This window comes from Colwellia sp. RSH04, assembly GCF_003545765.1.
Lineage (GTDB): Bacteria > Pseudomonadota > Gammaproteobacteria > Enterobacterales > Alteromonadaceae > Colwellia.
Map to the genome: position 1 here is coordinate 291,845 of NZ_QXIO01000005.1, position 24,288 is coordinate 316,132.

Genomic DNA, 24,288 nt, shown 5'->3' on the forward strand with positions numbered 1-24,288 from the left:
TTATCTCTTTTCGTTTATCAAGTAAATCCTGTTAATTAAGCTATTCTTACATGAGAATAGATAAAAGGATTATCTTCACTATGGATTGGTGGCTATTCACTTTTTTCCTAGGTGCTATATTGTCACTATTTTTACCGATAGTGCCAGCGCTTTTTCAGCTATTTTTACTTCTATTGATCGCGATAGTACTTTATTACTTCAAAATTTCACGTTTTACCTCTGGATTATTTTTTGGAGCTTGTTGGATATTAGCCTTCGCTGGTGGGTATTTTTATCAAATTGAGTTAAGTGATCTCTCTAGACAAGTTGCTGATGCTATTAAAAATAGACAGGCAATCGTTGTAAAAGGTAATGTGGTCAGCTTACAAGCAAACCAGTATCGTCATTTACCCGCATTAGATAATATTGCAGCGACAACCTCAGTTAAAAACACTAAAGTTAAATTTAATTTTGAAATAACTGATATTAATGATCAGGTGCTAAATACCCCCATTTTAGCTAGGCTAAACTGGAATAAACCTTTATTTAATGTTCACCAAGGGCAGGTGTTAAAACTTAACGTTAAATTGAAGCCAGCACATGGCCTTAGAAATGTGGGGGCTTTTAGTTATAAACGATGGCTAATAAGTAAAGATATTGCTTTTACCGGTTATGTTAGTAATAAAGTTCACAAACCTAAGGCCGATAGTGCATCAGAGCAAACTCAACAAAAGCGTCTCTTAAATACACACCATACAACGCAATTCATTCAGCAGTCGAAAAAAGAACACTCGCAATATGCTAATGAGGTTTTAGTTCACAAGCCCTCATTAAGGCAGCAATTGTTCAATCATTATCAAGGTATGCTAAATGCGTTAAATGATGAAACAACGTTTCAGTTTGCTCCTTTATTATTAGCGTTAACCTTTGGAGAGCGCAGCACTCTTACTACTGAACAATGGCAAACCTTACAACAAAGTGGCATAGGACATTTAATAGCAATATCTGGGTTACATATCGGTTTGGTGGCTTCAGCGAGTTATTTTATTTTTTTACTTTTCTTTCGATCCGTTGTTGTATTACCCGTGAATATTCAAACGATTAATGCTCGCTATGTTGCCATTATTTTTAGTTTATTGTGTGCCTTATTTTACTGCTTTTTAGCGGGGTTCTCTATTCCGACAATGAGAGCGTTAGTTATGTTGTCAATGTATTGGTTGTTCAGGTTACTTGGTTTGAAAGTGACGGCAAAGCGTATCATTTTACTGACTATCTTTATCATTATATTACTTGAACCATTAAGTGTGCTAACCATGAGTTTTTGGCTGTCGTTATATGCGGTGACTTGTCTTTTTATTATTACTTGGCGGTTTAAATATTACCTTATTAGTGGAAACTACCTCATACGCTTCTTAAAAGGTTTAGTCGTTGTGCAACTGAGCTTAACGTTGTTGCTTTTACCCATTACGGCATTGTTTTTCCAACAAGTATCATTGGTTGCTATTGCGGCAAATTTAATTGCGATTCCGTGGATGAGTGTTATTTCTATTCCTTTAGCGCTATTTTCTATCATCGCATTACCCTTTAGTGAATGGTTGGCTCAAAGCTTAATGAGTATACAGCTCTCTACTACCGCGATGTTATGGTCAATTATTGAAGGATTAGTGAGTTATTCTTGGTCTGTGCTTGTCATATCTAGCTCACAGCTGTATTGGTTATTATTACTATATCTCGTGTCGGTCATTTTATTGATATTTCCAAACGTTGGAAAATTTCTTAACTACTATCTTTTTCAGCATTTTAATATCCTTTCTCAATTAAGCTCTTTTTCTCGATTAAGAGCATTATCACTTACCTTCTTCGCGGCATTCATTTTGTTAGGCGGGCAATTATCGTTAAGCGCAAGTAAACAAAAGATTAATGATAACTTTGCTACAAGACAAGCGTGGCAGTTGGTTGTACAAGATGTAGGTCAAGGTTTGTCATTATTGCTTATTAAAGAAAAGAACGCTTTGCTTTATGATACAGGGGCTAGTTACCCGTCTGGTTTTAATATGGCTGATTCAGTGACATTACCTGTATTAAAAAACAAAGGGATTAGTGCGTTAGACTGGGTGGTGTTAAGTCATAGTGATAACTATCATGCTGGTAGTTTTAGTCAGTTAAGCAGCCAAATAAAAATAAATAACCTTTTAACCAATGTTTCTCTGACAACTACAGATATACAGCGGCAACCTTGTGTGCAAGGTAACCATTTTATCTGGCAAGGTTTAACCGTTACTTCGCTGTGGCCAAGTAAGGAATGGTTATCTGAACAAAAAGCGGCTAAAAAGCAAAAAAACAATGACTCTTGTGTACTGCTGATTTCTGATGGTTATCATAAGTTACTGTTAACAGCGGATATATCAACGAAAATAGAGCACGAACTTTTAAGGCTGTATCCAAGGCTAGATGCAGATGTACTCGTGGTACCACATCATGGTTCTAAAACCTCCTCAAGTAAAAAGTTTATTAAACAGTTAGCACCTGAGTTCGCCTTAATAAGTGCTGGTTATTTAAACCGCTGGTCGATGCCAGTGCCTGAAGTGTTAAAAAAATACCATCTTTTTAAAACGACGGTTGTTAATACGGCAGATGTTGGGGCAATTGTTGTTAACTTTAAGGGTGAGCAGCTCCACCTTGAAAGTTATCGTGATAGCTTACGACCTTTTTGGTTTTTAAATTAAGTGGTTATGATTTATTAAGGTTTTCATAACATATATTTGCCCATGTATTAGGGTCTGTTGATCTTTCGCGATTAAATTTTGTTCGAGCTAAAAGCGTTTTATTCGCGGCGATTAGTGTGTAGCTTAGTCATTCTAAGTAAATACTACTCAACAAAGCGTAAAATGCTTTTAGCCGAATCCTTCGGACAGCGTTTGTTGGTCATTTTTACGGCGTTATCGCCTTTTTATGTGGAATGACCACATGACAAAGGCTCTGCCTTGTACAAATACCCAACAAAAAGCTGCAAAAACAACCCCGAAAGATCAACAGCCCCTAGGGCGTGTTTATCTTTGTATTTTCTCTGTATAAGCAACCGACCTTGTCATCAAGCGATAATTAGTTGGTTGTCATGAGAAAATCGCGTTAAAATGCAGTGACTGCTACGTGATAATATTTTTAGCGCAATTGAGAACTCAAATTAAATGGCTAATACCTCTTCAGACAATGTGTCGTTGAATGATTCAATGACAGAATCTTCAAATGCTCAACATAGCAATAACCAAACGCCAGTACCTTTAGATTCCGCGACAACTTGGCAAAACTTTATTCGCTTAATGAAATATGCTAAACCGTATAAATTGGGCTTTATCGCCGCTATTATTGGTATGCTGGGCTATGCTGCCATTGATGTTTATTTTTTATCAAAACTGCAACCGCTAATTGATGAAGGCTTAACTGGTACAAACCCAGATTTTATGAAATGGGCTCCAGTATTTGTTGTTGTTGCTTTTATTGTCCGTGGTACTTTTCATTTTGTCGCTAACTACTGCCTAGCTTGGGTCGGTAATCATGTCGTTGCAGATTTAAGGCAGCAACTCTTTGAACATATTATGACATTGCCTGTTGCCTTTCATGATAAAGAATCTACTGGCGCGTTAATTTCGAAAATTACTTATGATACTGAACAGGTACTGAATTCTGTTAGTAAATCGGTGTTAACCATTATTCAGCAAAGTGCCTTTGTTGTTGGTTTACTAGGGTGGATGTTTTATTTAAGTTGGCAACTATCGGTTATTTTCTTGTTAATCACGCCTATTATTGCGGTGATCGTAACTATTGTCTCAAAACGTTTTCGTCAAGTAAGTAAAAAAATCCAAGGAGCAATGGGGGAAGTAACCACGGCTGCAGAGCAAACATTTAATGGCCATAAAGTGGTGTTAACTTTTGGTGGTCAAGAACGAGAATATAGTCGTTTTGCCGACATTAATAAGCATAATCGTCAACAGCGCATGAAAATGATTGCGACAAAAGCATCAAGCGTACCGTTGATTCAAGTTATTGCCTCGTTTGCTTTAGCGTTTGTATTTTATGCAGTAACTTCTGACACGTTAAAAGATGCCATTTCACCAGGAATATTCGTTAGTATTATTACCTACATGACAATGCTATTACGCCCTCTTAAATTATTAACTAATGTAAATAGTGAGTTTCAACGTGGTATGGCAGCTTGCGTGAGTATTTTTGCGGTACTTGATCAAGAAAAAGAGCTCGATACCGGCAGTAAACCTCTTGACAGAGCTAAAGGGCATATCGCTTTTAATCACGTTAATTTTTCGTACGGTAGTGATACTCAAACGGGTGAAGAAGATACCAGTAAATTAGCACTTAATGATGTCTCATTTGCATTAAACCCAGGTGAAACCTTAGCATTAGTTGGCCGCTCTGGTAGTGGTAAATCAACGACAAGTTCACTGTTATTAAGGTTTTATGACGTAACTTCAGGTGAAATATGTATAGATGATGTCAATATTGAAAACTATCATTTAACCGATTTAAGAAAGCAGTTTTCTTATGTTTCTCAGCAAGTTGTATTGTTTAATGATACTTTGGCCAACAACATTGCTTACGGCAAACCTGAGGCTACGCAAGAGGAGATTATAGCTGCGGCAAAAAGTGCTCATGTAATGGAATTTGCACAGCAAATGGAACAAGGCTTAGAAACAAATATTGGTGAAAACGGAGCGTTATTATCAGGTGGGCAAAGACAGCGTGTAGCCATTGCTAGGGCATTATTGTGCGATACGCCGTTTCTTATTCTAGATGAAGCAACCAGTGCATTAGATACTGAGTCTGAGCGTCATATTCAAGATGCGCTTCATGCGTTGCAACAAAATAGAACTTCAATTGTGATTGCACATCGTTTATCTACTATTGAAAATGCCGATAAAATTATCGTCATGGAGCAGGGCAAAGTTATTGAGCAAGGTGATCATAAAACCTTACTCGAGAAAGGTGGTGCCTATGCGCAGTTACATAGCTTTCAGTTTGAAGGGTAAGTATTACTGATGGCATGTATCAATAGCGCTTCACTACACATAGAAGTTAGCCAATGCGTTTAATTGAAAAAGTGTGGTTTTACCAACACAAAGCAAAATATTGGTTAGTTCCATTACTGTTACCGTTAAGTTTGCTTTTTTTCTTATTGAGCCAATTACGGCGAGTGCTTTTTAAGTTAGGCTTCAAGCAATCCGTTAAGCTTGATTGCCCTGTTATTATTGTTGGTAACATTGGGGTTGGTGGTAACGGTAAAACGCCTGTTGTCGTTTATTTAGTTAAACTTGCACAACAATTAGGCTTTAGACCAGGTGTTATTTCTCGCGGTTATGGTGGTAATGCACCTAGTTACCCATACCTGTTAAACGAACAATCAACAGCAATTGAAGCAGGTGATGAACCTATGCTTATTTTCAAACGCTGTAATGTTCCTGTTTGTGTTGGAAGTGATCGGGTGGCTTCTGCCAAGACACTGATTAAACAGGGTTGTAATATCATTATCAGTGATGATGGTTTGCAGCATTATCGCTTACAACGAGATAAAGAGATTATTGTTATTGATAATAAGCGCCTATTTGGCAATGGTTTATTATTACCCGCAGGCCCATTAAGAGAAACAACAACACGTTTAAATTCTGCTGATCTATTGATATTTAATGGTGAGGGTAAGCCAAAGAAAGTAGTGGCTGCTTCAACGTTACCAAGTTTGTCAATGGAGCTTGGGGCAACAAAGCTATGTAATTTAGTTTCTGGCCAGCAAATAACTGTTAATGATTTTATGCAATTACATACCATGGCTTGTAATGCCATTGCAGGTATCGGGGCACCCGAGCGTTTTTTTGCAAGTTTACAAAAACTTGGTTTCACGCTTAATGCTCAGCAAGGCTTTTTTGACCATCATAGTTTCATGCTAGATGACTTTTCTCAATATCCTGATACTATTCCGTTGATAATGACAGAGAAAGATGCGGTAAAATGTCGAGAGTTTGCTAAAGAAAATTGGTGGTACTTGCCCGTTGATGCCGTTTTCTCGTCAAAGCATCAACAGCAAATAGAAGTTTTATTGAGTAGCTGTAGAAAAGAAATGAATAGTGATAGGTAGTAAAGTTAACTATTTTTCTGCACTAACGTAAAAAATAACGTAAACAAATAACGTAAAATACAACGTATATTAATTTCGTAAATTAACTAAAATATAGAAGAGAATAATAATGGCTTTTGATACCCAATTAATGGAAATCCTTGCTTGCCCTGTATGTAAAGGAAAACTAGATTATGATAAAGAGCAACAAGAACTTATTTGTAATTTTGATCGCTTAGCATACGCCATAGAACAAGACATTCCTGTTTTGTTGGAAGCCGAAGCACGTAAATTAACATCATCTTAAATCACACTTAGCTTTAGTAATTTTAATCATTATAAAAAAGGTATTTTTATGACACAACAGAGCATAACTCAACAAAACGTATCATTTGTTGTAGTTATTCCTGCGCGCTATCAATCGTCACGTCTTCCCGGTAAGGTGTTAGCAGATATACATGGCAAGCCTATGATTCAATGGGTTGTGGAAAAAGCGAAATTAAGTGGTGCAAGCAAAGTTATTGTTGCTACTGATAATGATGAGGTGGCGCGAGTCGTTAATGATTTTGGTGGTGAAGTCTGTAAAACACGAGCTGACCATCAGTCAGGTACTGAACGACTGGCTGAGGTGATGGATATTTATCAATTTGCAGCAGATGAGATCATAGTCAATGTGCAAGGGGATGAGCCTTTTATTCCTCCAGAGAATATTAGACAAGTGGCTGAAAATTTAGCAAACCAGCAAGAAAACCACAAAGCGAGAATGTCGACGTTAGCGATAAAAATTAATTCAGTTGAAGAAGCATTCAACCCTAATGCTGTTAAAGTCATTACAGATAAAAATGGTTACGCACTTTACTTTTCACGCGCAACTATTCCTTATGATCGCGAGCGCTTTTTAACTTCTCAAGCACATACTGATACCAATATAAAATCTATCGGAGATTTTTATTTAAGGCATGTTGGTATATACGCTTATCGAGCAGGTTTCATTAAAGATTATATTCACTGGCCTACCAGCGAACTTGAACAAATTGAAGCATTAGAGCAATTAAGAGTGTTATATCAAGGTGAAAAAATTCATGTTGATGTCGCGTGCAGCAATGTTCCTGTTGAAGGGGTAGATACGCCAGAAGACCTCGAAAAAGCAAAAGCTTATGCAGCAACTTTGTAATCGGAATTATCGGAATTGTTTATATTAATGTAAAGGCTTATCGATTGATAAGCCTTTTTGCTTTTCTAAGGTTTGTTTCAAAAAGGCTTTAATTATGCCACGAGTTAACCGTTTAATGCTGTAATGCTTTTTCGTCTCGTGTGTTTTGAATAAAGCTTGCGCTCATTTCAACAAGGTCGTGAACTGTGCTGGGAAGCTGCTCAATATCGATAGCATCAATCAAGTTTTTAACTTCTAAGCCTAACTCAGTATCTCCTTCAATTTTTAAACGGCGCTGAAAAAACAAAGTGTCAGGGTCTTGTTTACGACCGGCAATCAAAACCAAATCATCACCCGTTGCGCTAAAACTTACATCTTCTTGAATATGCTCATTAGGAGCAGCCATAATTAATTGGTCTTCATCAAAGCTTATCCACCAATCCAATTGTAGATCTGTAATGGATATTTTTAACCATTTACCTTGTAAAAATTCAAAATCACCATCTTCTATCGCCTCGCGAAAAATAGAGTGCAGTGCAGGAAGCAACGCTGCCTTTTGGCCGCTATAAGGGATTAATTTTAAGCTAGGCCTTAAAACCTTTGGTAAAAAATCAATCAAAGATGTGCGCACTGCAAGCGGTATACGTTTTTCTAAAGAAGAGATAGTTGATTTTTTTGGCAAAAAACGACTCATTTGAGTCAAGGTTGTAGTTTTTATCACGGTTGCCTCTTGCTATCAAAATACTGAATGGTTGCATTGTAGCAATCTACGGTATTGTTATCGTAATGCAGATCAAGTTTTCTTTAATACATATCAATAAACTAAGGTTTTTATAGCCGTACACTAAGCGCCAATTTGTTCCATTGATTGAAAGTGTTTATCAGTAGCTAATTTTCAATATGACGATAGCTTACTACGAATATTTATTTGGAGAGTTTTGTGGAGTTACTTTGTCCGGCTGGTAATTTACCTGCCTTAAAAACAGCGATAGATAATGGTGCCGATGCTGTTTATATCGGTATGAAAGATGATACTAATGCGCGTCATTTTGCGGGGTTAAACTTTAATGATGGTAAGTTAGCTAAAGCGTCAGATTATGTTCATGAACGTGGCAAAAAATTGCATGTAGCCATTAATACGTTTGCTCATGCAGGTGCAGAAGAACGATGGAAAAAAGCCGTTGATAATGCCGTAGCAATTGGCACCGATGCACTCATTATTGCTGATGTTGGTGTTCTTGATTATGCCGCCAATAAATACCCTGATGTAGAGCGTCATGTTTCTGTTCAAGCCTCGACAACGAATTTAGAAGCCATTAAATTTTTCAAAAATAACTTTGACGTAGAGCGTGTCGTTCTGCCACGTGTTTTGTCTGTTCAGCAAGTAAGGCAGTTAGCAAAATCTAGCCCAGTCGACTTAGAAGTTTTTGCTTTTGGAAGTTTATGCATTATGGCAGAAGGGCGCTGTTATTTATCTTCTTATATGACTGGGGAATCACCCAATACGGTTGGTGCTTGCTCTCCTGCAAAATATGTTCGCTGGCAAGAAACCGAGCAAGGTTTAGAGTCTCGTTTAAATAATGTCCTTATTGATCGCTATCAAAGTGATGAAAATGCAGGCTATCCAACGTTATGTAAAGGGCGTTTTGAAGTCGATAATAATGTTTATCATGCACTCGAAGAGCCAACAAGTTTAAATACTCTTGAGCTGATCCCTGAGCTAATGGCAATGGGTATTGTGTCGGTCAAAATTGAAGGCCGTCAACGCAGTCCTGCTTATGTCGAGCAAGTCGCGAAAACGTGGCGAATGGCCTTAGATCGCTATAAACAAAACCCTGACAACTTTGCGGTTGAAGGTGCATGGATGCAAACGTTAGCGAACCTTTCTGAAGGAGCGCAAACAACATTAGGTGCTTATCATCGGAAGTGGCAATAATCGTTTTAGTTGCGCGCAAAATTTTGATAAATAAATTCAGAAAGTAATGTAAGTAAGGTAATTCTATGAAGTTTTCTCTAGGCCCTAGTTTATTTTTTTGGCCAAAATCACAAGTTGAATCGTACTATCAGCAAGCGAAATCATCCAGTGCCGACATCATCTATTTAGGCGAAACCGTTTGTTCTAAACGTCGAGAGTTACGAGCAAAAGACTGGATTCAACTCGCTCATGAAGTGGCAAAAGATTCAAATAAACAAGTGGTTATTTCAACTATGACGTTGTTGGAGTCTCCCGCTGAAATTCAAGTATTAAAAAAGCTATGTGATAACGGTGATTTTTTAGTTGAAGCAAACGATTTAAGTGCTGTACAAATTATGCATGATTTAAAAATGCCCTTTGTCGCGGGCCCTGCAATCAATTGTTATAACCTCTCAACATTGAAAGTGTTACTCAAACAAGGAATGATGCGCTGGTTAATGCCTGTTGAGTTATCGGGCGACTGGTTAAAGTCTATCTTACAAGAGGCTGAAGAGGCAGGTGTTAGAAATCAGTTTGAGTGTGAAGTTTTTTCTTGGGGGTATTTACCATTAGCCTATTCTGCACGATGTTTTACCGCACGTTCAGAAGATAGACCAAAAGATGATTGCCAATACTGCTGCATTAACTACCCTGAAGGTCGACGCATGAATAGTCGAGAAGGTGAAAAAGTATTTGTGCTCAATGGTATTCAAACCATGTCAGGATACCAGTATAATTTAATTAATGAAGTAACAGCACTGCAAGAATTAGGCGTAGATATTGCCCGAATCAGTGCTGATAACGAACAAGCGTTTATTCAACTCGATAAATTTAAGCAGCAACTGACACAACCCGCGCATTACCCATTAGATGGTGTAAATGAATGCAATGGTTTTTGGCATAAAATAGCCGGAATGTCTATTGCGCAATAATTCGAGCATTCGAAACTTATAATTTTATATACACTGAGAGTACTATGTATCAATTAGATTTAATGCAACTGACACCACAGCAGTTTTTAGATGAGTATTGGCAGAAAAAACCTGTTGTCATTCGTCAAGGGTTTAAAGATTTTGTCGATCCTATTGATGCCAATGAGCTTGCCGGTTTTGCCATGGAAGAAGAGGTGCAATCTCGCTTAGTATATAAAGAGGGTGGTAAGTGGCAGGCAAAATTTGGCCCTTTTGAAAACTATGATCAGTTAGGCAATGAAAACTGGTCATTGGTTATTCAAGCATTAGACAATTTCTCAGAAGAAGCAGCATTATTAATTGAACCGTTTCGTTTTTTACCTCATTGGCGACTTGATGATCTTATGGCAAGTTTTGCTACCCCAGGCGGTAGTGTTGGCCCACACATTGATAATTATGATGTGTTTATTTGTCAGGGATCAGGTAAACGTCGCTGGCGTGTTGGTAATAACGGGCAACACACAGAGTTTGCTGCTCACGAGGCGTTATTACATGTTAAGCCATTTGAAGCGATTATTGATGCTGAGTTAGAGGCAGGCGATATTATTTATATTCCACCTGGTTTTCCACATGAAGGGATAACCCTTGAAACATCACTTAGTTTCTCAGTCGGTTTTAGAGCCAACTCTTCTGTTAGTTTACTCAGCGGTTTTGCTGATCATTTAATTGATAATGAGCTGGGAGGCCAGTTACTTAAAGATCCTAAGAGGCAAGTCACAGCACATTCGGGAGAAGTAAGTAATCAAGATTATGAAAGTATTAAAAATCAGTTGTTATCTTTAGTTGATGATAAGATATTTAAAACCTTTACAGGTAATTTCTTAACTGCGCCTAAGCATGAGCTTGATATTATGCTACCTGATGAACCTTTTGAATCGTCAGAAGTGAGCCAACTACTTACAACACATGGCATTAAACGTCTTGGAGGGTTAAGAGCGTTCTATTTCGAAGACACTATTAGTCAAGGTATCTGTTACATTAATGGTGAAGAGGTTTCTTTTGATGCTGAGATAGCACCAGCAGTGATTTTGTTATGTGATAATGTGGTTGTATTTCCAGAGAGCTTAGCTGCTTGGTGTGAGCATTCAGCCTTTGTTAACTTGGTTGTTTCATTATTAGATAAAGGTTACTGGTATCTTGCTGAAGATGAGTAACTATGACACGATAGCGCGTATTCAACGTTGGTTTTAATGTCGGTTTTTTTTACAGTAAATTTTGAACAAAAGTATAATTTGTTATGTTTCATGCACTTAAAATGTGGCATGATTTTAGCATTTAACTTTATCGGAAATTGTTCATAACGTTTTAATATAATGGAAAATGTAGTAATGAATTTTAAGAATATAAAATTAATGTGTGCTTCTTTACTTTTAATTTGTGGTAATGCAAGTGCGACATTAATGACATTTGAAACACGTGATTTAGACCACGATGCGGCTAATCACGGTATCGATAAACTTGACTATGCGGGTTCTTGGTTAGCACAAGCTAGCGATATTAATAGTGTTGAATTATCAGATTTTACTATGATTAAGTCTGGTAAAGACCGTATTTCACACTTACAAATTGATTTATCAATTGATAGAGGCTTATCAAACTGGTTTTTTGAGCTAGGTTTAGATGCAGGATTTGGTGCTGCTGTATATTTAGATGGCAACTTAGTTGACAATCGTACTGATGATTTGTGGTGGGGTTATAACTGGAATAACAGTGATGTATTCTCTGTTGCTTTAAACGGCTTAACACGCGACAACAAAGTTGTAGATATTTATTGGGGCGAGCACTGTTGTAATGGCGCTAGTTCAATTCGCTTTAAAAACGATTTCAGCCAATGGGGTAACTTATCTGCTTCAAACTTAGCAGATGCGAGTATTCCTGAGCCTACTAGTATTGCATTAATTGCGATGGGTTTACTTGGTTTAGTAAGTCGTCGTTTTAGCAAATAATTCATTACTAATGAGTTTTATAAAGCCTGCATCTGCAGGTTTTTTTTTGGTTTTTTTCTGTCATTTTATTGCTTGTTCTATTTGAATAGGGATAATGACGCGCCATGTAAACATAGTTTTTTGTGATTTAAATGCGACTAGATAAATTTATTTGTAAAAGTACAGAGTTAACTCGAAATGAGGCGAAAAAGCTGCTCAAGAAAGGTGTTGTGTTTGTTAATGGCGAAGTGGCTAAAGATGCGGCCATGCAAGTCCATGAAAATAACGCTATAACCCTTGATGGCGAAAAGCTAACCGCAAGGCAGTCTCGTTATTTAATGCTACATAAGGTTGCTGAAACCATTTGCTCTAATGTTGATGAAGTTTACCCGTCGGTACTACACTATATTGATTTAGAAAAAGCGTTCGATCTTCATATAGCAGGGCGTTTAGATGCTGACACGACTGGTTTAGTGTTAATTACAGATGATGGTCGATGGTCGCATAATGTGATCTCACCCAAAAAAGAGTGTCCTAAAGTTTATAGAGTTTGGTTAAGGGATGATATTTTGCCTCAACAGCTTGGGGCGCTTATTGAGCACTTTAAAATAGGTATACAACTGCAAGGTGAAGCCCAGTTAACTCGCCCAGCTATTTTAGAACAAGTTGATACCGATGAAGTGTTGTTAACGATTACTGAAGGTAAATATCATCAAGTTAAGCGTATGTTTGCCGCAGTAGGTAACCGAGTAGAAAAATTACACCGAGAAAAAGTAGGCAGTATTGAGTTGGCCGATTTAGCACCGGGTGAGTGGCGCTATTTAACACAAGATGAAGTTGCCCAGTTTTTATAAGTTATGTGAAGTGCATTTCTAACATTGCTAATAGGGCTTCTTCAGATAAGCGTGTTAATTCAAGCTCTGAAGAGGTTTCTACTTTACCGCTTTTATCTCCAACGGCAATACTGACATGCTCTGGTTTTTCATCGTGGAGTAAAAAAACAATTTTCTTGTTCTGGGCAGGGCAGTCAACAGTTATGGCATCACTATTCATGCCTTGCTTTCTTAATGTGTTATCCATGATGCCGATGATAGTATCAATACGGGTATACTTCTGATAAAAACCATCATTCGCGCGAGCGATGATTTCTGATACGGTTTTTAAAGGCTCTCTCATTTTTATCTACATTCTGAGTAATTTAAACTGCCTATATCATGACATTTATAAAACCATAGTGCACCTTTGCACTTATATCATTCATACCATTTAACATAAAGAAATGACTAGTTAGAACGATGCAGACGTATTTTATACGGGTTACTATTTGATACCACATAGAATCTGTATAGAAAAAGCACAGCGCGAAAAGCTAACTAACTGTGCTTGATATATTGTAGTAATACTCATTAAATAATGAGTTAGTTAGCGTATAGCCACATTAATTCACTAAGTAAAACTGACTGCAGCATTAATTGCAGTGTTGATAAACCTGATAGGCAGCCACTAAATCACTTATTGCTGTACCAACTGACTTAAAGAGGGTGATTTCTTGTGCTGATTGGCGAAGTATTTCTGGTTTTTTACACATGTCAGCTAATTCACCAATAATGTCTTGTGCGTTAAAGGCACCTTCTTCAATAGGTATTAGTAGCTCACCTGCTTCATTAAGCGTATTGGTTAAGCTATCGACAAAGACTCGCGCTCGTTGCACGGTAGTGGTGTCACACTCACGTGCGTTAACAACATGATTACCTAAACAATCAATATGACAACCTGCTTTGATTAACTCGCCATTAAACAGGGGGGTTTTTGATGCAGTGGCACAGCAAATAATATCGGCTTGTGCGCATTCATCATCAACGTTCGAACTTGCAACAAACTCTACTTGTGGATACTGAGTAGACATTTCATCAATAAGGTTGCCAACTTTGGCTAAACTTCTGCCCCAAATAGTGACTTTATTAATAGGGCGAACAGTTAAATGTGCATGAAGGATGTAGGTAGACAAATTACCTGTACCAAATAGCATTAAATGCTTGCTATCTTCACGAGAAAGTAGCTGGCTTGCTAAGGCTGAAATAGCCGCAGTACGCCAATAAGTAACGCTGGTACCATCAACAAGTGCTAAAGGCTCGCCTGTGTTACGTTTAAAAAGCATTATTTTTGAAAAAAGACCGGGAAGATCATGTTTTTCAGCATTGTCAGGGAAATAGGTAAATGCTTTATTTCCTATTACCTCTTCATTCCATGAAGGAAGTAGAGCAAAGGCATCATGATTACTTTTGTCTTCAGGTGCCAGTAGGTGCACTTGACGCTGTGGCATGTGAAAAGGTTTACTAAAGCTTTGTTTTAATAGAGGAACTAAGTCGGCAAAATTTAGCGATTGATGTACTTGTTCTGCACTGATTATTTTCATTTTATTCTCTTTTACCTAGGGGAATGACGAACGATAACAAGCACGCATCGTTCGTCTTTATAAGTGTTTTTAGCTCTATTGATAAGTACCTTACAGTACGGTGAGCTCTTTTGGCGATTGGGTAATTATTTCAAGGCCTTGCTCGCTGAGTACCACATCATCTTCTATTCTGATACCGCCCCAGCCAGGAATGTAAATACCTGGTTCAATAGTAACAACACAACCTAATTCCATTTCATAATGACAGTCAGGCCCTAAGAAGGGCTGTTCGTGAAGCTGTAAACCAACGCCATGACCTAAACCTTCTCCTGCAAATTCTTTATATTTACTTGCCTGTAATATGTTGGCTGACTCTTGGTAGATAGCATCACCACGTACGCCTTCTTTTACAGCGTTTAGTGCCGCTTGTTGAGCGGTTTTTACCAGTTGGTAAATCTCTCGTTGTTGCTCACAGGCTTCACCAAAAATAAAGGTTCTTGTCATATCTGAACGATAACCATTAATGACTGCGCCAAAATCTATTAAAATGATATCGCCGTTATTTAGGGTTCTCGATGATGGTACGCCATGAGGCATAGCACTGCGTTCACCAAACAATAAAATGGTGGCAAACGATAGCTCTTCTGAGCCTAGCTTTGCCATTTGATAATCAAGCTCATTCGCCAATTCTTTTTCACTAATGCCTTGCTTTACTAGTGGTAAGATATTCTTAAGGGCTTGATCGGCAATAGCGGCCGCTTGTCGAATTGAGTCTATTTCATTCGCGGTTTTAACTCTTCTAAGCTTTTCTACACTTTGATAAATGGGCATAAAATCAGTCACGCCACTCTTTTCAAGTGTCTCTTTTACTTCTTGCCATTGAGCGACAGTCACTTGTTCGCATTCAAAGCTAATGTGCTGACATTCATCTTTAATGATAATTTCAGTAATTAATGAGGCTAGCGATTGATTCGCTCTATCACGAGAAATAACAATGTAGTCGTGAGCTTCTTTTTCAGCTTGTTCGAAATAACGATAATCAGTAATTAAGTAATTTGCTTTACCTGTTAATAGTACGGTCGCAGCATGCCCCGTAAAACCAGATAAATAGCTAATACTTATATCACTGAAGATTATCATTGCACTGTGCGATTTAGATAATACTTGCTGGCGTAAACGTTCAGTTGTCATGATATTCCTCTATTATTTGTTTAAGTGTTTTTGCCTAAGGGACAATATTTACCTTAGCAAAAAGCCATTTTTTAATGGGTCGTTTAAGTTAATTAACCATTCTGCTTTTCCACAGATAAAAGCATCACCTGTGACTTGAGGAATAATTGCATCAACACCCGCATAGTTAACTTTTTCTATGGCGTTAACATTAAATTGACTACCTAAAATACTTTCAATCTTTATTGCTTGATTGAGAGCTATTTCATTTTTAGCAACATGTAATGCAATACGCCCACTTACGCCACTGCCTGTAGGGCTTCTATCAAGTTCACCGTCAGCAAAGATACACACATTTCTACTGTGAACGCCTTCATTTGGAGAATCATCAATAAATATTACCCCATATAAAAAGCTTAAGTCTTCTTCAAGCGGGTGAGTTACGGGTGTTTTTTCCATAACGGCTTTTTTAATTCTTCGACCATAGTCAATGAGTTTTTCATGCTCACTTGGCTCTAAGTTAAGCCCTAATGGTTTTGCTTGTACGTAAGCATAAAATGCACCACCAAAGGCAATGTCAAAATTTACCTTTCCAATGCCATCAACCTGTACTTGTTGGTTTAAGGCTGGCACAAATGATGGTACACAGTTAAAAGTCACATGAGTGATAACTTTACCTTTAGCAAAAGCTTGTGCGTGAATTTGACCGCAAGGTACATCAATTACAACTGAAGTTATATCACCTGTTTGTGCTACAACACCTGACTCTACCGCACATTTCGTTAGCGCTATTACCGCATGGCCACACATAGTGCTGTAGCCTTCGTTATGAATAAAAATAGCGCCAAAGTGACTGTCCGATTTTTCAGCTTCAGTAATAATAGCGCCATACATATCTGCATGACCTCTTGGTTCAAACATTAACGCAGTGCGTAAGTCATCATAGTTCTCTTGACAGTCACGACGCTTTGCCAGGATTGAATCACCTTTAAGCGTTGGAAAACCACAGGTAATGATTCTTAGTGGTTCGCCACCGGTATGGCATTCAAGCGTTTTTATGGTAGTGAACAGCTCTTGCTCAGTATTAACTTGCCATTGCTCAAATTTTTCAGCTGGATTTTTAATATTTATTGTCATTTCTATAACCTGTTAGTTCACCTGAGCTTGTTCTAATTGTTGTTGAGCTATTTCATCAACAAAGTGTCTGTTGAATAAATACAAGGCAATACAGGTAGCTGCCCCTAGTAAGGCAATAATAGCCCACATAAGTGCAGGGTTATCCAGTTTTACGGTGATAGAATCATATAACCAGCCTGATAATAAACCACCAAACAAGTTACCTAGTGCCATAGAAACAAAGTAATATCCCATGAACATTGCTGCTTTATCTGATGGTGCAAATGATGCGACGTACTCTTGGCTTTTCGGCGATGCGGTCATTTCACCTACAGCAAAAATAATGACAGACGTTGCAACTAATAAACCACCGAATACAAAGGTATGGCCAATCCCGTTAATTAGCATTGAAAATGAAAGAATGGCAGTGCCGGCAATTAAAGTAGGCAACGGCTTAAATTTATCGATAAATCGGCTGATTAATACCTGAAAGAGTATGATCATGAGAAAATCTAAACTAAGAATTGTTGCTGGGTTCATTTGACGATAGTCATTAGCCCACTGTTTAGCTAATTCTTGGCTCATTGTTTGAACGGCTTCAGCTGAGTGGCTTTGCTGAGCTAGTTGAGTAAAGCTATCGATTATTACCTGTTTGGGTACGCGAACATCTAACGACGAAATGGTACTGGTAATTTCTTTAATAGCGACTTGGCTTTGTAATAAATCAACAGAGGTAAATTGGCTAGCAAGTCGTGATATTTCACTGCTTAATGTATCAACATTCACTGCGGTGAATATCTCATGCAACCAAGGGCTTATTGCATGAAGACCACGTACTAAGTCAGAGGTATCTACATAATCACGAATAAATACGGGTAAGGTGATAAATATTTGTAAATAGACGGTCCAAAAACCAGTCATAATCAATAAGTAGGTCATGAAAGGTTTGTTACCAATGCGCATTTTTTGCAAATACCATTTACTTTGCTCTGTTTTGGCATTTGCTTTTGATACGACAATATCCCAAACAACGGCAATACTGATTAATGCAACAGCAATAGCAAGGGTTACTTTGCCATCTGAAATAAAGCCTGCATAATCTGAAACTAATAAAATAAGTAGTGGTACAACAGCTAGTGCTAAACGACCATTTCCAAGTACTTGCTGCATTTCTTTAAATACTTGTTTTAGTGACTTGTTATCAGCATGACGCTCAGGTTCTTTATAGAAAAATAACGCAGGGATAAAGTTAACTGAAATCCAAATACATGCGAAAATGAATACCCATTCCCAGCCGTAATTTTTTTGCACAACAGGAGCTAATACAGGGCCTAAGAAGCCGCCAATGTTAACCATCATGTAAAAGATACCAAAGCCTAAACCTCGGTTAGTGTCATCGGTTGTTCGGCTAATGGTTGCGGTAACTACAGGCTTAAATATACCAGCACCTAAAGCAACGAGCATGAAAACACTCATAAAACTGACTAAATCAGTTACATAACCTAATAAATAATAACTAGGCGCCATTAAGGTAAATGACAGCAAGAACATTTTTTTGTACCCGAAGCGATCTGCTAGTGCGCCAGAAATAACGGGAAATAAATACAAGAAAAATGGCACAACGCCCATGATCAGGCCTCGTTCATTATTGCCTAATCCTAAGCCACCTTGGGTTGTTGGTGTCATAATATAACTAGCAAGAAGGGTATACATGCCATACCAAGCTAATCGTTCAAAGATTTCCATGGTATTGGCGACATAAAAGGCGCTTTGAAAAGGGCTGCGTTGTATTTGACTCATATTATAATTATCACACAATTAAAAGAAGAAATATTGTATACAATTATTTGGTCATTACAAGAGGATTTCTATCGAATACAAATAAAATATGCGATTAAGGCTCATAAATATGTGTTTGAATTTTTTATGCAAGGCTGTGCTGCTTGTAAAAACAAGCAACCTACTAAAGTTTTATTTTACCTGTGAGAATATCTTTAAACATTACCCAGTCGCCTATTAAACTATAAAGAGGGTATGTGAAGGTAGCGGGTTTGTTTTTTTCAAAGAAAAAGTGCCCAAACCAAGCAAAGCCATAACCTATAATAGGCAACAGCCATAATAGAGAATAGGAATGTGTAAATAGCACGTAGATCGCTACTATTATGATAAGAAAAGAGCCAACAAAATGTAAACGCCTACAAGTAGGATTTTGATGCTGACTTAAGTAAAAAGGATAAAACTCTGAAAAACTTTGATATGTTTTACTCATATATTATCCAAGATTATGTGATTAAGTGGGGAGAGGGTTATTGAATTAAATATTGAACTTTACTTAATTGGCTACCGTCATGATTTAAAAAACAACGGTATGGTTTTGCGCCTTCATATGCACCATAGCCATTCCTTGCATTTAAATCGAGGATAAGAACCTGTCGAGCACCACTGGTATCAGATATCCAAACGGTTTTTGAGTTATCAATACGAACAGAGTTGGGGTCTTTAAAGTTTGAACTATGATGATTTACGCACGCTTTCATGACCATACTTTTTTCTTCTTCACTAATACTGCCACCAGAAGAGTTATCGACTTCAACGGTATTGTATTGATCATCACAAGGTGTTTGACTAAAAGTGGTTACACCATCAACAGTACATTGATAAACATCACTAGCGTATACGGATAGCGGAGATAATAGTAATAAAAGAATGGCTTTATTCATGAGTACTAAAAACTATATCAAGAGTGAAAGGCTATAGTGTAAACATGACAGATAAATAATCCAACCTTTTTGATATTAAGCTATATTGCTTAATGTAAATCACATAAGCTATACTGTGTTTATTTACAGTGTTTGTGTTTATTATTATGAAAGTTGTTCCCATTTACATTGAAGCAGGTATTAGTGGCTTTGAATCACCGGCTGCAGAATATAAAGAGCTTGGTTTATCGCTTGATGAGCTATTGATAGAAAACCCTACGGCAACCTTTATCGGTCTTGCCTCTGGAAGTTCTATGCAAGGAATGGGCATATTTGATGGTGATTTATTAATTGTTGATCGCTCTATAGCTGTTAAAAATAATGCGGTAATTGTCGCTAATTATAATGGTTGCTTTGTCTGTAAAACCTTAAATAAAACACATGCTCAACTCATATCTGCCTCAAAAGAACACGCTCCTGTCAACATAACGGCAAGTGATGAATTTCAAGTAGAGGGTGTCGTTACTCGCGTTATTCGTATATTAGAGCCTATTCGAGAGTTAAGCCGATGTATGCCTTAGTTGATGCCACCTCTTTTTATGCTTCGGCAGAAAAAGTATTTGATCCAAGTATTCGGCATAAGCCCGTTGTGGTTTTAACTAATAATGATGGCTGTATTTGTGCTGTTTGTCCTATCGCGAGAAAACTTAATATTCCCAAGTTTGGTCCGTATTTTAAAATTAAACATTATTTAGCTCAGCACGGTGTTGTTATTCGCTCATCTAACTATGAACTTTACGCTGATTTAAGCGAACGTATGATGGAGGTAACGGCGCGTTTTTGTGATAACCAACATGTTTATTCTATTGATGAATGCTTTTTGTATTTTAAACAATTTACTAGCCTTATTAAGGATTGGCATGATTATGGTTATCAAATTCGAAAAGCGGTTTGGCGAGAAACAAGGCTACCAGTAGGTGTTGGGATAGCCAGTACACCTACTTTAGCAAAAGCGGCTAATCATGCTGCTAAAAAGTTACCGGGTTACAATGGCGTTGCTGTGATTGACAGTGAGCAAAGTCGCCAAAACATATTAGCGAAAATGGCCGTTTCAGAGGTATGGGGAATAGGATCACGGTTAAGTAATAAGCTTATGATTATGGGGATTAATACTGCACTCGATTTATCGAATCAGTGCGCCAAACAGATGAGAAAACAATTCAGTGTCGTTGTTGAGCGTACGATTAATGAACTTAACGGTATTGCTTGCTTGTCGTGGGATGAAGTAAAAGAGCCTAAGCAGGAGATATTTTCAACGCGCAGTTTTGGGCAACGAGTTACTGATTATCATGTATTAAAATCAGCGATGGTTAGTCATGTCAATATTGTTGCTAGAAAACTCAGACAGCAAAACTCGTTAGTTAAGAAGCTTTATATTTTCGCTCATAGTTCTCAACACCAAGGTAATTACTACAAACAGTCAGTTATTGTTCAGTTCACTCAAGCGACTAATAATACTTTAGTGCTTGCCAATGCCGTTACTAAGGCATTACCGAGTATTTATAGGCAAGGGGTTTTATTCTATAAATGTGGTGTAGGGGCGGTAGCGCTTGAAAGTAACCGTTATAGGCAGCCAGACTTATTCAGCCCTGATGTTAACAACGACTCGTTAATGCAGTGCTTTGATATGGTTAATAGGCGTTATGGGCAGGGGACTTTGAGTATGGCAACTGAAAATAACCAGCAAGATTGGCAAATGAAGCGACATTTTTTATCGCCAAGTTATACAACAAAGTGGTCAGATATTCCTAAAATTATTTGTTAGCGCAATAAAAAAGCACCTAGAAGTAGGTGCTTTCAAATAGCGTAAATTGAGCTAGCCTATATGACTATTTCTTTACTCTTCGAGAAGCTAACCCTAGAAGACCTAGTGCAAAAATTGCAATCGTTGAAGGCTCTGGTACTTCTTGTACTTCACCTACAAAGATAGCATAATCATAAGCGTTTGAGCTGTTAAGGCCTCTGACAGCTCCCATGCTCCAGCCTGAACCAAAAAATGTAGGGCTTATTGCATCGTTTTGGTTGTTGAAACTGGCTTGCCCATGAGAGCCACTTGAGTAATTAGTGTGAACACTTAACCCTTGGTTACCGTTAACATAACTTGAAGTATCAGCAGTGCTTTGAGTTATCGCGTCACCAATTGCAGTAAAACCAAATGATTTTCCGTTATAGTACCAATCAGCACCATTAAATGAGTGAGTTTGGTTGAATGCTGTATAGGTTGAGAATTCACCCCATGTAATTGCGGCATGAGCTAATACTAAATTATCTGAATTACGAATACCGGCTAAAATTATCCAGTCATTAGTATTTAAATCGCCGAAAACATCAGCAATGCTAGATGTTAAACCAGCATTTTCTCGATAAAGGTATGACCAACCATCGTCAATTATAGCATCAACATTAGTATCATTCTGAATGCCAAAAGGGATAATTGCTCCAGCGTTAGCAAAGCTGCTGATTGATAGTATTAGTCCAGCACATGCTGATTTTAATAGTGTTAAGTTCATAGTGTTCCTTAGTGAATAATGATTATTATAGTTATGATTTTTTGAGATATAAGCAAAAAACACACCAAAGCGATAAGTAGTTGTATAATAATAGGTTTATTGTTTTGTTTAAGTGTTAAATTATTTGGTGTAAATAAAGCTGACACTTATGAGACGATGTCACTTAAAGTAAGAAAACTCAGGGCTGGGTTATAGCTTCCATTGTGTTATTAAGTTACTCAGTTGTCCTGAAGCACGTAAAACAGAAAACGCTTCTTGATACTGTTTGATTAACGCAGGGTCACTATCTTTATTGATTGCAATGCTTAATGGGGTGTTGAGAGGCTTAACTTCAGTAATTTTTTCAAATTTATTGCAATCAATAGTAAAGCGGTTACAGGTTTCGAGTAATGTTTGTTCACTTTCAATGAAATAATCAATTCTGTTACGCAACACCATCTGCATGCGTTGGTTAGGGTAGACCACGGGGTATAGGTCAATATTAGGCATTTCTAACAAATATTCAGACTCGTTTGAACCACGATAAGTTGCGAAAGAGCTATTTTTAAAGTCACTAGACAATGCTAGCTGGTGATTGGTATTGCTTTTTAATCCCCAAATATAATATCTTTCGATTAAGATATCTCCAATCCACTGAAATAAAGGCTCTCGTTTAAGCGTTCTTGAAATCGAATAAATAAACACGTTCTTTTCAGTAAGAGCATTATCGTAAGCTCTAGCCCAAGGCATGATATGAATCTTTGGCGCATCTTTTGTCATATTAAAAAGTGCTAAAACAATATCTGTGGGAAGGCTTTCAGGCAAAGCGTCTGATGATCGAAGTTTACACGGTTGATTGCATTCAGTGACGACTTTAATTTCACGGGCATTGAGAGAATGTAGACTTAAACAAAGTATAAATATATATAAGAGGTAAAAACGAATATTCATTATCGCCAACTAAAATCATTACAGCTGTATTCATCATAAATCAATCGTAATGAACAATACAAGCAGGTAGTATTATCAATATCGGCTTATAAAAGTAGGCTTATAAAAAAATATGTACGGGGAGAGAGGACTAGAAGCGTAGTCTTTCGCTTCAATAGAATGTCATAGTAAGCGAACTCCCTCAGTCTGTAACTATTAGTACCCCATCGTTTACTAAACATTTTACTATGACCTTTGATCTCAACGGTAGTAACGGTTAGCAATTCACTTTTCCAATGTAAACTCAAAAACTCTTCAATTTTTCTAATATCGATAAACTAAAGTGTATGGTTTTCTCCATCGATATCAAGTTCAATAGCTGATGTGAATTGTTGTTGTGGTCGAATAAAGTTAGCAAAGTGAATAAGGTAGTTATTATCCAATGTTTGCTTGATTAAGGAGTTGCCAATATATTTTTTAGGTATAAATTGATCTAGCTGTATTTCAAAGTCCTCTTCATTAAAGCTTAAAACATCGAAAGAGGCGGGCTGTAAAATTTCAAAAAATTTTGGTGCCATGTGCATTATATTAATGCTTGATATCAAAAGATATATAGCTACTACTTGCTTGTGGTGTTATATGAATTGTTAAATAATCTTTACCATTAATTGCATTTAACGAATAACCATAAGGTTGAAATAGATAATCATCGATAATAAAGTCAGACAGCAGTGTGTCTAAGCATAAATAAGCTTTAATATTCTCCCGCGATAAATTATTTTGTTGATGAAAAATATAATTGTGGTGTCTATCTAATTCGCCAAAACGATAAGCTTTACCCTTAACAAATTTAGAGATGATTTTTATGTCATCGCCAAAGCAACTTGGCTGTGCGTTTGCAAAGTATTCATTTTTTCGTTGATAAATTAAATGCTCAATAACACTTTTACTGTGACGTGATAAAAAGAACTCGATAGAATTAACTAAGCTCGTTTCGCCGCAAGTAATGATTAAGAACCGTTCTGGCCAAACAAATAAGCTTGATTCAGATAAAACAAAGGCTTTGCAATACTGGTTTTCAATTGTTGTGAGTACTTGAGCATTACAATAAGTGACTAAATCTGACCAAAACGTGTTATCAATATCAGTCAACAGGTTGATTTTGTTAATATCAACCATGATCTCGGCTTTCTTTTCTGAACCTTCAAAAAACAAGAATCTTTCTCCTAACTGACGAAATAAAAAGGCGGGCTATTTTATAAATAAATAGGTAAATATCAATCAAATATTAATATTTTTCTAGAGTGTCTAGAGTGTCTAGAGTGT

Annotated in this window: 24 protein-coding genes and 1 pseudogene; 13 read left to right on the plus strand and 12 right to left on the minus strand. The window is 37.3% G+C overall.

What is annotated here, in order from left to right; all coding sequences use genetic code 11:
* Nucleotides 1–80: 80 nt before the first annotated feature.
* The 6 genes and pseudogenes from D1094_RS10875 (at nt 81) to kdsB (ending at nt 7,274) form a co-directional block, all read left to right on the plus strand.
* Nucleotides 81–2,705, plus strand: coding sequence for a DNA internalization-related competence protein ComEC/Rec2 (locus tag D1094_RS10875; RefSeq protein ID WP_182440161.1), 2,625 nt, complete (start codon nt 81–83; stop codon nt 2,703–2,705).
* A 114-nt stretch (nt 2,706–2,819) separates the two neighbouring features.
* Nucleotides 2,820–3,098 (plus strand): annotated as a pseudogene (locus D1094_RS18900) (hypothetical protein).
* A 201-nt stretch (nt 3,099–3,299) separates the two neighbouring features.
* Entirely contained in the window at nt 3,300–5,021 is a 1,722-nt protein-coding gene (gene msbA / locus D1094_RS10885; RefSeq protein ID WP_118960181.1) for a lipid A export permease/ATP-binding protein MsbA, read from the plus strand.
* Between the two features lie 53 nt (nt 5,022–5,074).
* Complete coding sequence (lpxK, locus tag D1094_RS10890) at nt 5,075–6,121, plus strand: tetraacyldisaccharide 4'-kinase (protein WP_118960127.1); 1,047 nt, start codon at nt 5,075–5,077, stop codon at nt 6,119–6,121.
* Nucleotides 6,122–6,230: 109 nt separating this feature from the next.
* Nucleotides 6,231–6,407 carry a Trm112 family protein gene (locus D1094_RS10895; protein ID WP_118960128.1) on the plus strand — a complete coding sequence of 59 codons (177 nt, stop codon included), beginning with the start codon at nt 6,231–6,233 and terminating at the stop codon, nt 6,405–6,407.
* Nucleotides 6,408–6,455: 48 nt separating this feature from the next.
* Nucleotides 6,456–7,274: a 3-deoxy-manno-octulosonate cytidylyltransferase gene (kdsB, locus tag D1094_RS10900; protein WP_118960129.1), complete on the plus strand. Its 819-nt coding sequence runs from the start codon at nt 6,456–6,458 to the stop codon at nt 7,272–7,274.
* 112 nt (nt 7,275–7,386) lie between these two features.
* Here kdsB and D1094_RS10905 read toward each other — a convergent pair whose 3' ends face one another.
* Complete coding sequence (locus D1094_RS10905) at nt 7,387–7,974, minus strand: SCP2 domain-containing protein (RefSeq protein WP_259337910.1); 588 nt, start codon at nt 7,972–7,974, stop codon at nt 7,387–7,389.
* A gap of 219 nt (nt 7,975–8,193) precedes the next feature.
* Between D1094_RS10905 and D1094_RS10910 the strand changes: the two genes are divergently transcribed.
* The 5 genes from D1094_RS10910 (at nt 8,194) to D1094_RS10930 (ending at nt 12,957) form a co-directional block, all read left to right on the plus strand.
* Complete coding sequence (locus tag D1094_RS10910) at nt 8,194–9,189, plus strand: peptidase U32 family protein (RefSeq protein WP_118960131.1); 996 nt, start codon at nt 8,194–8,196, stop codon at nt 9,187–9,189.
* A 65-nt stretch (nt 9,190–9,254) separates the two neighbouring features.
* Nucleotides 9,255–10,139 carry a U32 family peptidase gene (locus tag D1094_RS10915; RefSeq protein WP_118960132.1) on the plus strand — a complete coding sequence of 295 codons (885 nt, stop codon included), beginning with the start codon at nt 9,255–9,257 and terminating at the stop codon, nt 10,137–10,139.
* A 44-nt stretch (nt 10,140–10,183) separates the two neighbouring features.
* Nucleotides 10,184–11,332, plus strand: a complete 1,149-nt coding sequence (locus tag D1094_RS10920) for a cupin domain-containing protein (RefSeq protein WP_118960133.1) — start codon at nt 10,184–10,186, stop codon at nt 11,330–11,332.
* A 174-nt stretch (nt 11,333–11,506) separates the two neighbouring features.
* A complete protein-coding gene (locus D1094_RS10925) occupies nt 11,507–12,124 on the plus strand; it encodes a CCXG family PEP-CTERM protein (protein WP_182440162.1) in 618 nt (205 codons plus the stop codon).
* Nucleotides 12,125–12,255: 131 nt separating this feature from the next.
* Nucleotides 12,256–12,957, plus strand: coding sequence for a pseudouridine synthase (locus tag D1094_RS10930; protein WP_118960135.1), 702 nt, complete (start codon nt 12,256–12,258; stop codon nt 12,955–12,957).
* 1 nt (nt 12,958) lies between these two features.
* On the opposite strand, the gene D1094_RS10935 is transcribed toward D1094_RS10930, so the two are convergent.
* The 7 genes from D1094_RS10935 to D1094_RS10970 form a co-directional block, all read right to left on the minus strand.
* Nucleotides 12,959–13,279: a hypothetical protein gene (locus tag D1094_RS10935; RefSeq protein WP_118960136.1), complete on the minus strand. Its 321-nt coding sequence runs from the start codon at nt 13,277–13,279 to the stop codon at nt 12,959–12,961.
* Between the two features lie 292 nt (nt 13,280–13,571).
* Entirely contained in the window at nt 13,572–14,519 is a 948-nt protein-coding gene (locus tag D1094_RS10940; protein ID WP_118960137.1) for an ornithine cyclodeaminase family protein, read from the minus strand.
* A 90-nt stretch (nt 14,520–14,609) separates the two neighbouring features.
* On the minus strand, nt 14,610–15,689 hold the full coding sequence (locus D1094_RS10945) for a Xaa-Pro peptidase family protein (protein ID WP_118960138.1): 1,080 nt from the start codon (nt 15,687–15,689) through the stop codon (nt 14,610–14,612).
* Nucleotides 15,690–15,737: 48 nt separating this feature from the next.
* Nucleotides 15,738–16,805, minus strand: a complete 1,068-nt coding sequence (locus D1094_RS10950; protein ID WP_118960139.1) for a proline racemase family protein — start codon at nt 16,803–16,805, stop codon at nt 15,738–15,740.
* 12 nt (nt 16,806–16,817) lie between these two features.
* Nucleotides 16,818–18,584 carry an MFS transporter gene (locus tag D1094_RS10955; protein WP_118960140.1) on the minus strand — a complete coding sequence of 589 codons (1,767 nt, stop codon included), beginning with the start codon at nt 18,582–18,584 and terminating at the stop codon, nt 16,818–16,820.
* A gap of 163 nt (nt 18,585–18,747) precedes the next feature.
* Nucleotides 18,748–19,053, minus strand: coding sequence for a DUF962 domain-containing protein (locus tag D1094_RS10965; RefSeq protein ID WP_118960142.1), 306 nt, complete (start codon nt 19,051–19,053; stop codon nt 18,748–18,750).
* A 37-nt stretch (nt 19,054–19,090) separates the two neighbouring features.
* Nucleotides 19,091–19,504 carry a DUF4124 domain-containing protein gene (locus D1094_RS10970; RefSeq protein WP_118960143.1) on the minus strand — a complete coding sequence of 138 codons (414 nt, stop codon included), beginning with the start codon at nt 19,502–19,504 and terminating at the stop codon, nt 19,091–19,093.
* 146 nt (nt 19,505–19,650) lie between these two features.
* Here D1094_RS10970 and D1094_RS10975 point away from each other — a divergent pair, with 146 nt between their 5' ends.
* The gene (locus tag D1094_RS10975; protein ID WP_118960182.1) at nt 19,651–20,064 is read left to right on the plus strand and encodes a LexA family transcriptional regulator; all 414 of its coding nucleotides are present in this window, start codon (nt 19,651–19,653) and stop codon (nt 20,062–20,064) included.
* Nucleotides 20,052–21,308, plus strand: a complete 1,257-nt coding sequence (locus D1094_RS10980; RefSeq protein WP_118960144.1) for a Y-family DNA polymerase — start codon at nt 20,052–20,054, stop codon at nt 21,306–21,308. The genes D1094_RS10975 and D1094_RS10980 overlap by 13 nt, the downstream gene beginning before the upstream one ends.
* Before the next feature lie 64 nt (nt 21,309–21,372).
* Here the strand turns inward: D1094_RS10980 and D1094_RS18905 are convergent, their stop codons facing one another.
* The 4 genes from D1094_RS18905 to D1094_RS11000 form a co-directional block, all read right to left on the minus strand.
* Nucleotides 21,373–22,053: a PEP-CTERM sorting domain-containing protein gene (locus tag D1094_RS18905; RefSeq protein WP_259337911.1), complete on the minus strand. Its 681-nt coding sequence runs from the start codon at nt 22,051–22,053 to the stop codon at nt 21,373–21,375.
* Between the two features lie 189 nt (nt 22,054–22,242).
* Complete coding sequence (locus D1094_RS10990; RefSeq protein WP_118960145.1) at nt 22,243–22,983, minus strand: ABC transporter substrate-binding protein; 741 nt, start codon at nt 22,981–22,983, stop codon at nt 22,243–22,245.
* A 317-nt stretch (nt 22,984–23,300) separates the two neighbouring features.
* Nucleotides 23,301–23,540, minus strand: a complete 240-nt coding sequence (locus tag D1094_RS10995) for a hypothetical protein (RefSeq protein ID WP_147361074.1) — start codon at nt 23,538–23,540, stop codon at nt 23,301–23,303.
* A gap of 10 nt (nt 23,541–23,550) precedes the next feature.
* Nucleotides 23,551–24,177: a hypothetical protein gene (locus tag D1094_RS11000; RefSeq protein ID WP_118960147.1), complete on the minus strand. Its 627-nt coding sequence runs from the start codon at nt 24,175–24,177 to the stop codon at nt 23,551–23,553.
* Between the last annotated feature and the right edge of the window lie 111 nt (nt 24,178–24,288).

Bases quoted from the DNA above. Each gene is read 5' to 3' on its own strand.
- D1094_RS10930 (WP_118960135.1), top strand. From the start codon at position 12,256: ATGCGACTAGATAAATTTATTTGTAAAAGTACAGAGTTAACTCGAAAT.
- D1094_RS10935 (WP_118960136.1), bottom strand. From the start codon at position 13,279: ATGAGAGAGCCTTTAAAAACCGTATCAGAAATCATCGCTCGCGCGAAT.
- D1094_RS10940 (WP_118960137.1), bottom strand. From the start codon at position 14,519: ATGAAAATAATCAGTGCAGAACAAGTACATCAATCGCTAAATTTTGCC.
- D1094_RS10920 (WP_118960133.1), top strand. From the start codon at position 10,184: ATGTATCAATTAGATTTAATGCAACTGACACCACAGCAGTTTTTAGAT.
- D1094_RS10975 (WP_118960182.1), top strand. From the start codon at position 19,651: ATGAAAGTTGTTCCCATTTACATTGAAGCAGGTATTAGTGGCTTTGAA.
- D1094_RS10965 (WP_118960142.1), bottom strand. From the start codon at position 19,053: ATGAGTAAAACATATCAAAGTTTTTCAGAGTTTTATCCTTTTTACTTA.
- D1094_RS10925 (WP_182440162.1), top strand. From the start codon at position 11,507: ATGAATTTTAAGAATATAAAATTAATGTGTGCTTCTTTACTTTTAATT.
- D1094_RS10955 (WP_118960140.1), bottom strand. From the start codon at position 18,584: ATGAGTCAAATACAACGCAGCCCTTTTCAAAGCGCCTTTTATGTCGCC.
- msbA (WP_118960181.1), top strand. From the start codon at position 3,300: ATGAAATATGCTAAACCGTATAAATTGGGCTTTATCGCCGCTATTATT.
- D1094_RS10990 (WP_118960145.1), bottom strand. From the start codon at position 22,983: ATGAATATTCGTTTTTACCTCTTATATATATTTATACTTTGTTTAAGT.
- D1094_RS18905 (WP_259337911.1), bottom strand. From the start codon at position 22,053: ATGAACTTAACACTATTAAAATCAGCATGTGCTGGACTAATACTATCA.
- D1094_RS10995 (WP_147361074.1), bottom strand. From the start codon at position 23,540: ATGGCACCAAAATTTTTTGAAATTTTACAGCCCGCCTCTTTCGATGTT.
- D1094_RS10875 (WP_182440161.1), top strand. From the start codon at position 81: ATGGATTGGTGGCTATTCACTTTTTTCCTAGGTGCTATATTGTCACTA.
- D1094_RS10950 (WP_118960139.1), bottom strand. From the start codon at position 16,805: ATGACAATAAATATTAAAAATCCAGCTGAAAAATTTGAGCAATGGCAA.
- D1094_RS10895 (WP_118960128.1), top strand. From the start codon at position 6,231: ATGGCTTTTGATACCCAATTAATGGAAATCCTTGCTTGCCCTGTATGT.
- kdsB (WP_118960129.1), top strand. From the start codon at position 6,456: ATGACACAACAGAGCATAACTCAACAAAACGTATCATTTGTTGTAGTT.
- lpxK (WP_118960127.1), top strand. From the start codon at position 5,075: ATGCGTTTAATTGAAAAAGTGTGGTTTTACCAACACAAAGCAAAATAT.
- D1094_RS10915 (WP_118960132.1), top strand. From the start codon at position 9,255: ATGAAGTTTTCTCTAGGCCCTAGTTTATTTTTTTGGCCAAAATCACAA.
- D1094_RS10945 (WP_118960138.1), bottom strand. From the start codon at position 15,689: ATGACAACTGAACGTTTACGCCAGCAAGTATTATCTAAATCGCACAGT.
- D1094_RS10970 (WP_118960143.1), bottom strand. From the start codon at position 19,504: ATGAATAAAGCCATTCTTTTATTACTATTATCTCCGCTATCCGTATAC.
- D1094_RS10980 (WP_118960144.1), top strand. From the start codon at position 20,052: ATGTATGCCTTAGTTGATGCCACCTCTTTTTATGCTTCGGCAGAAAAA.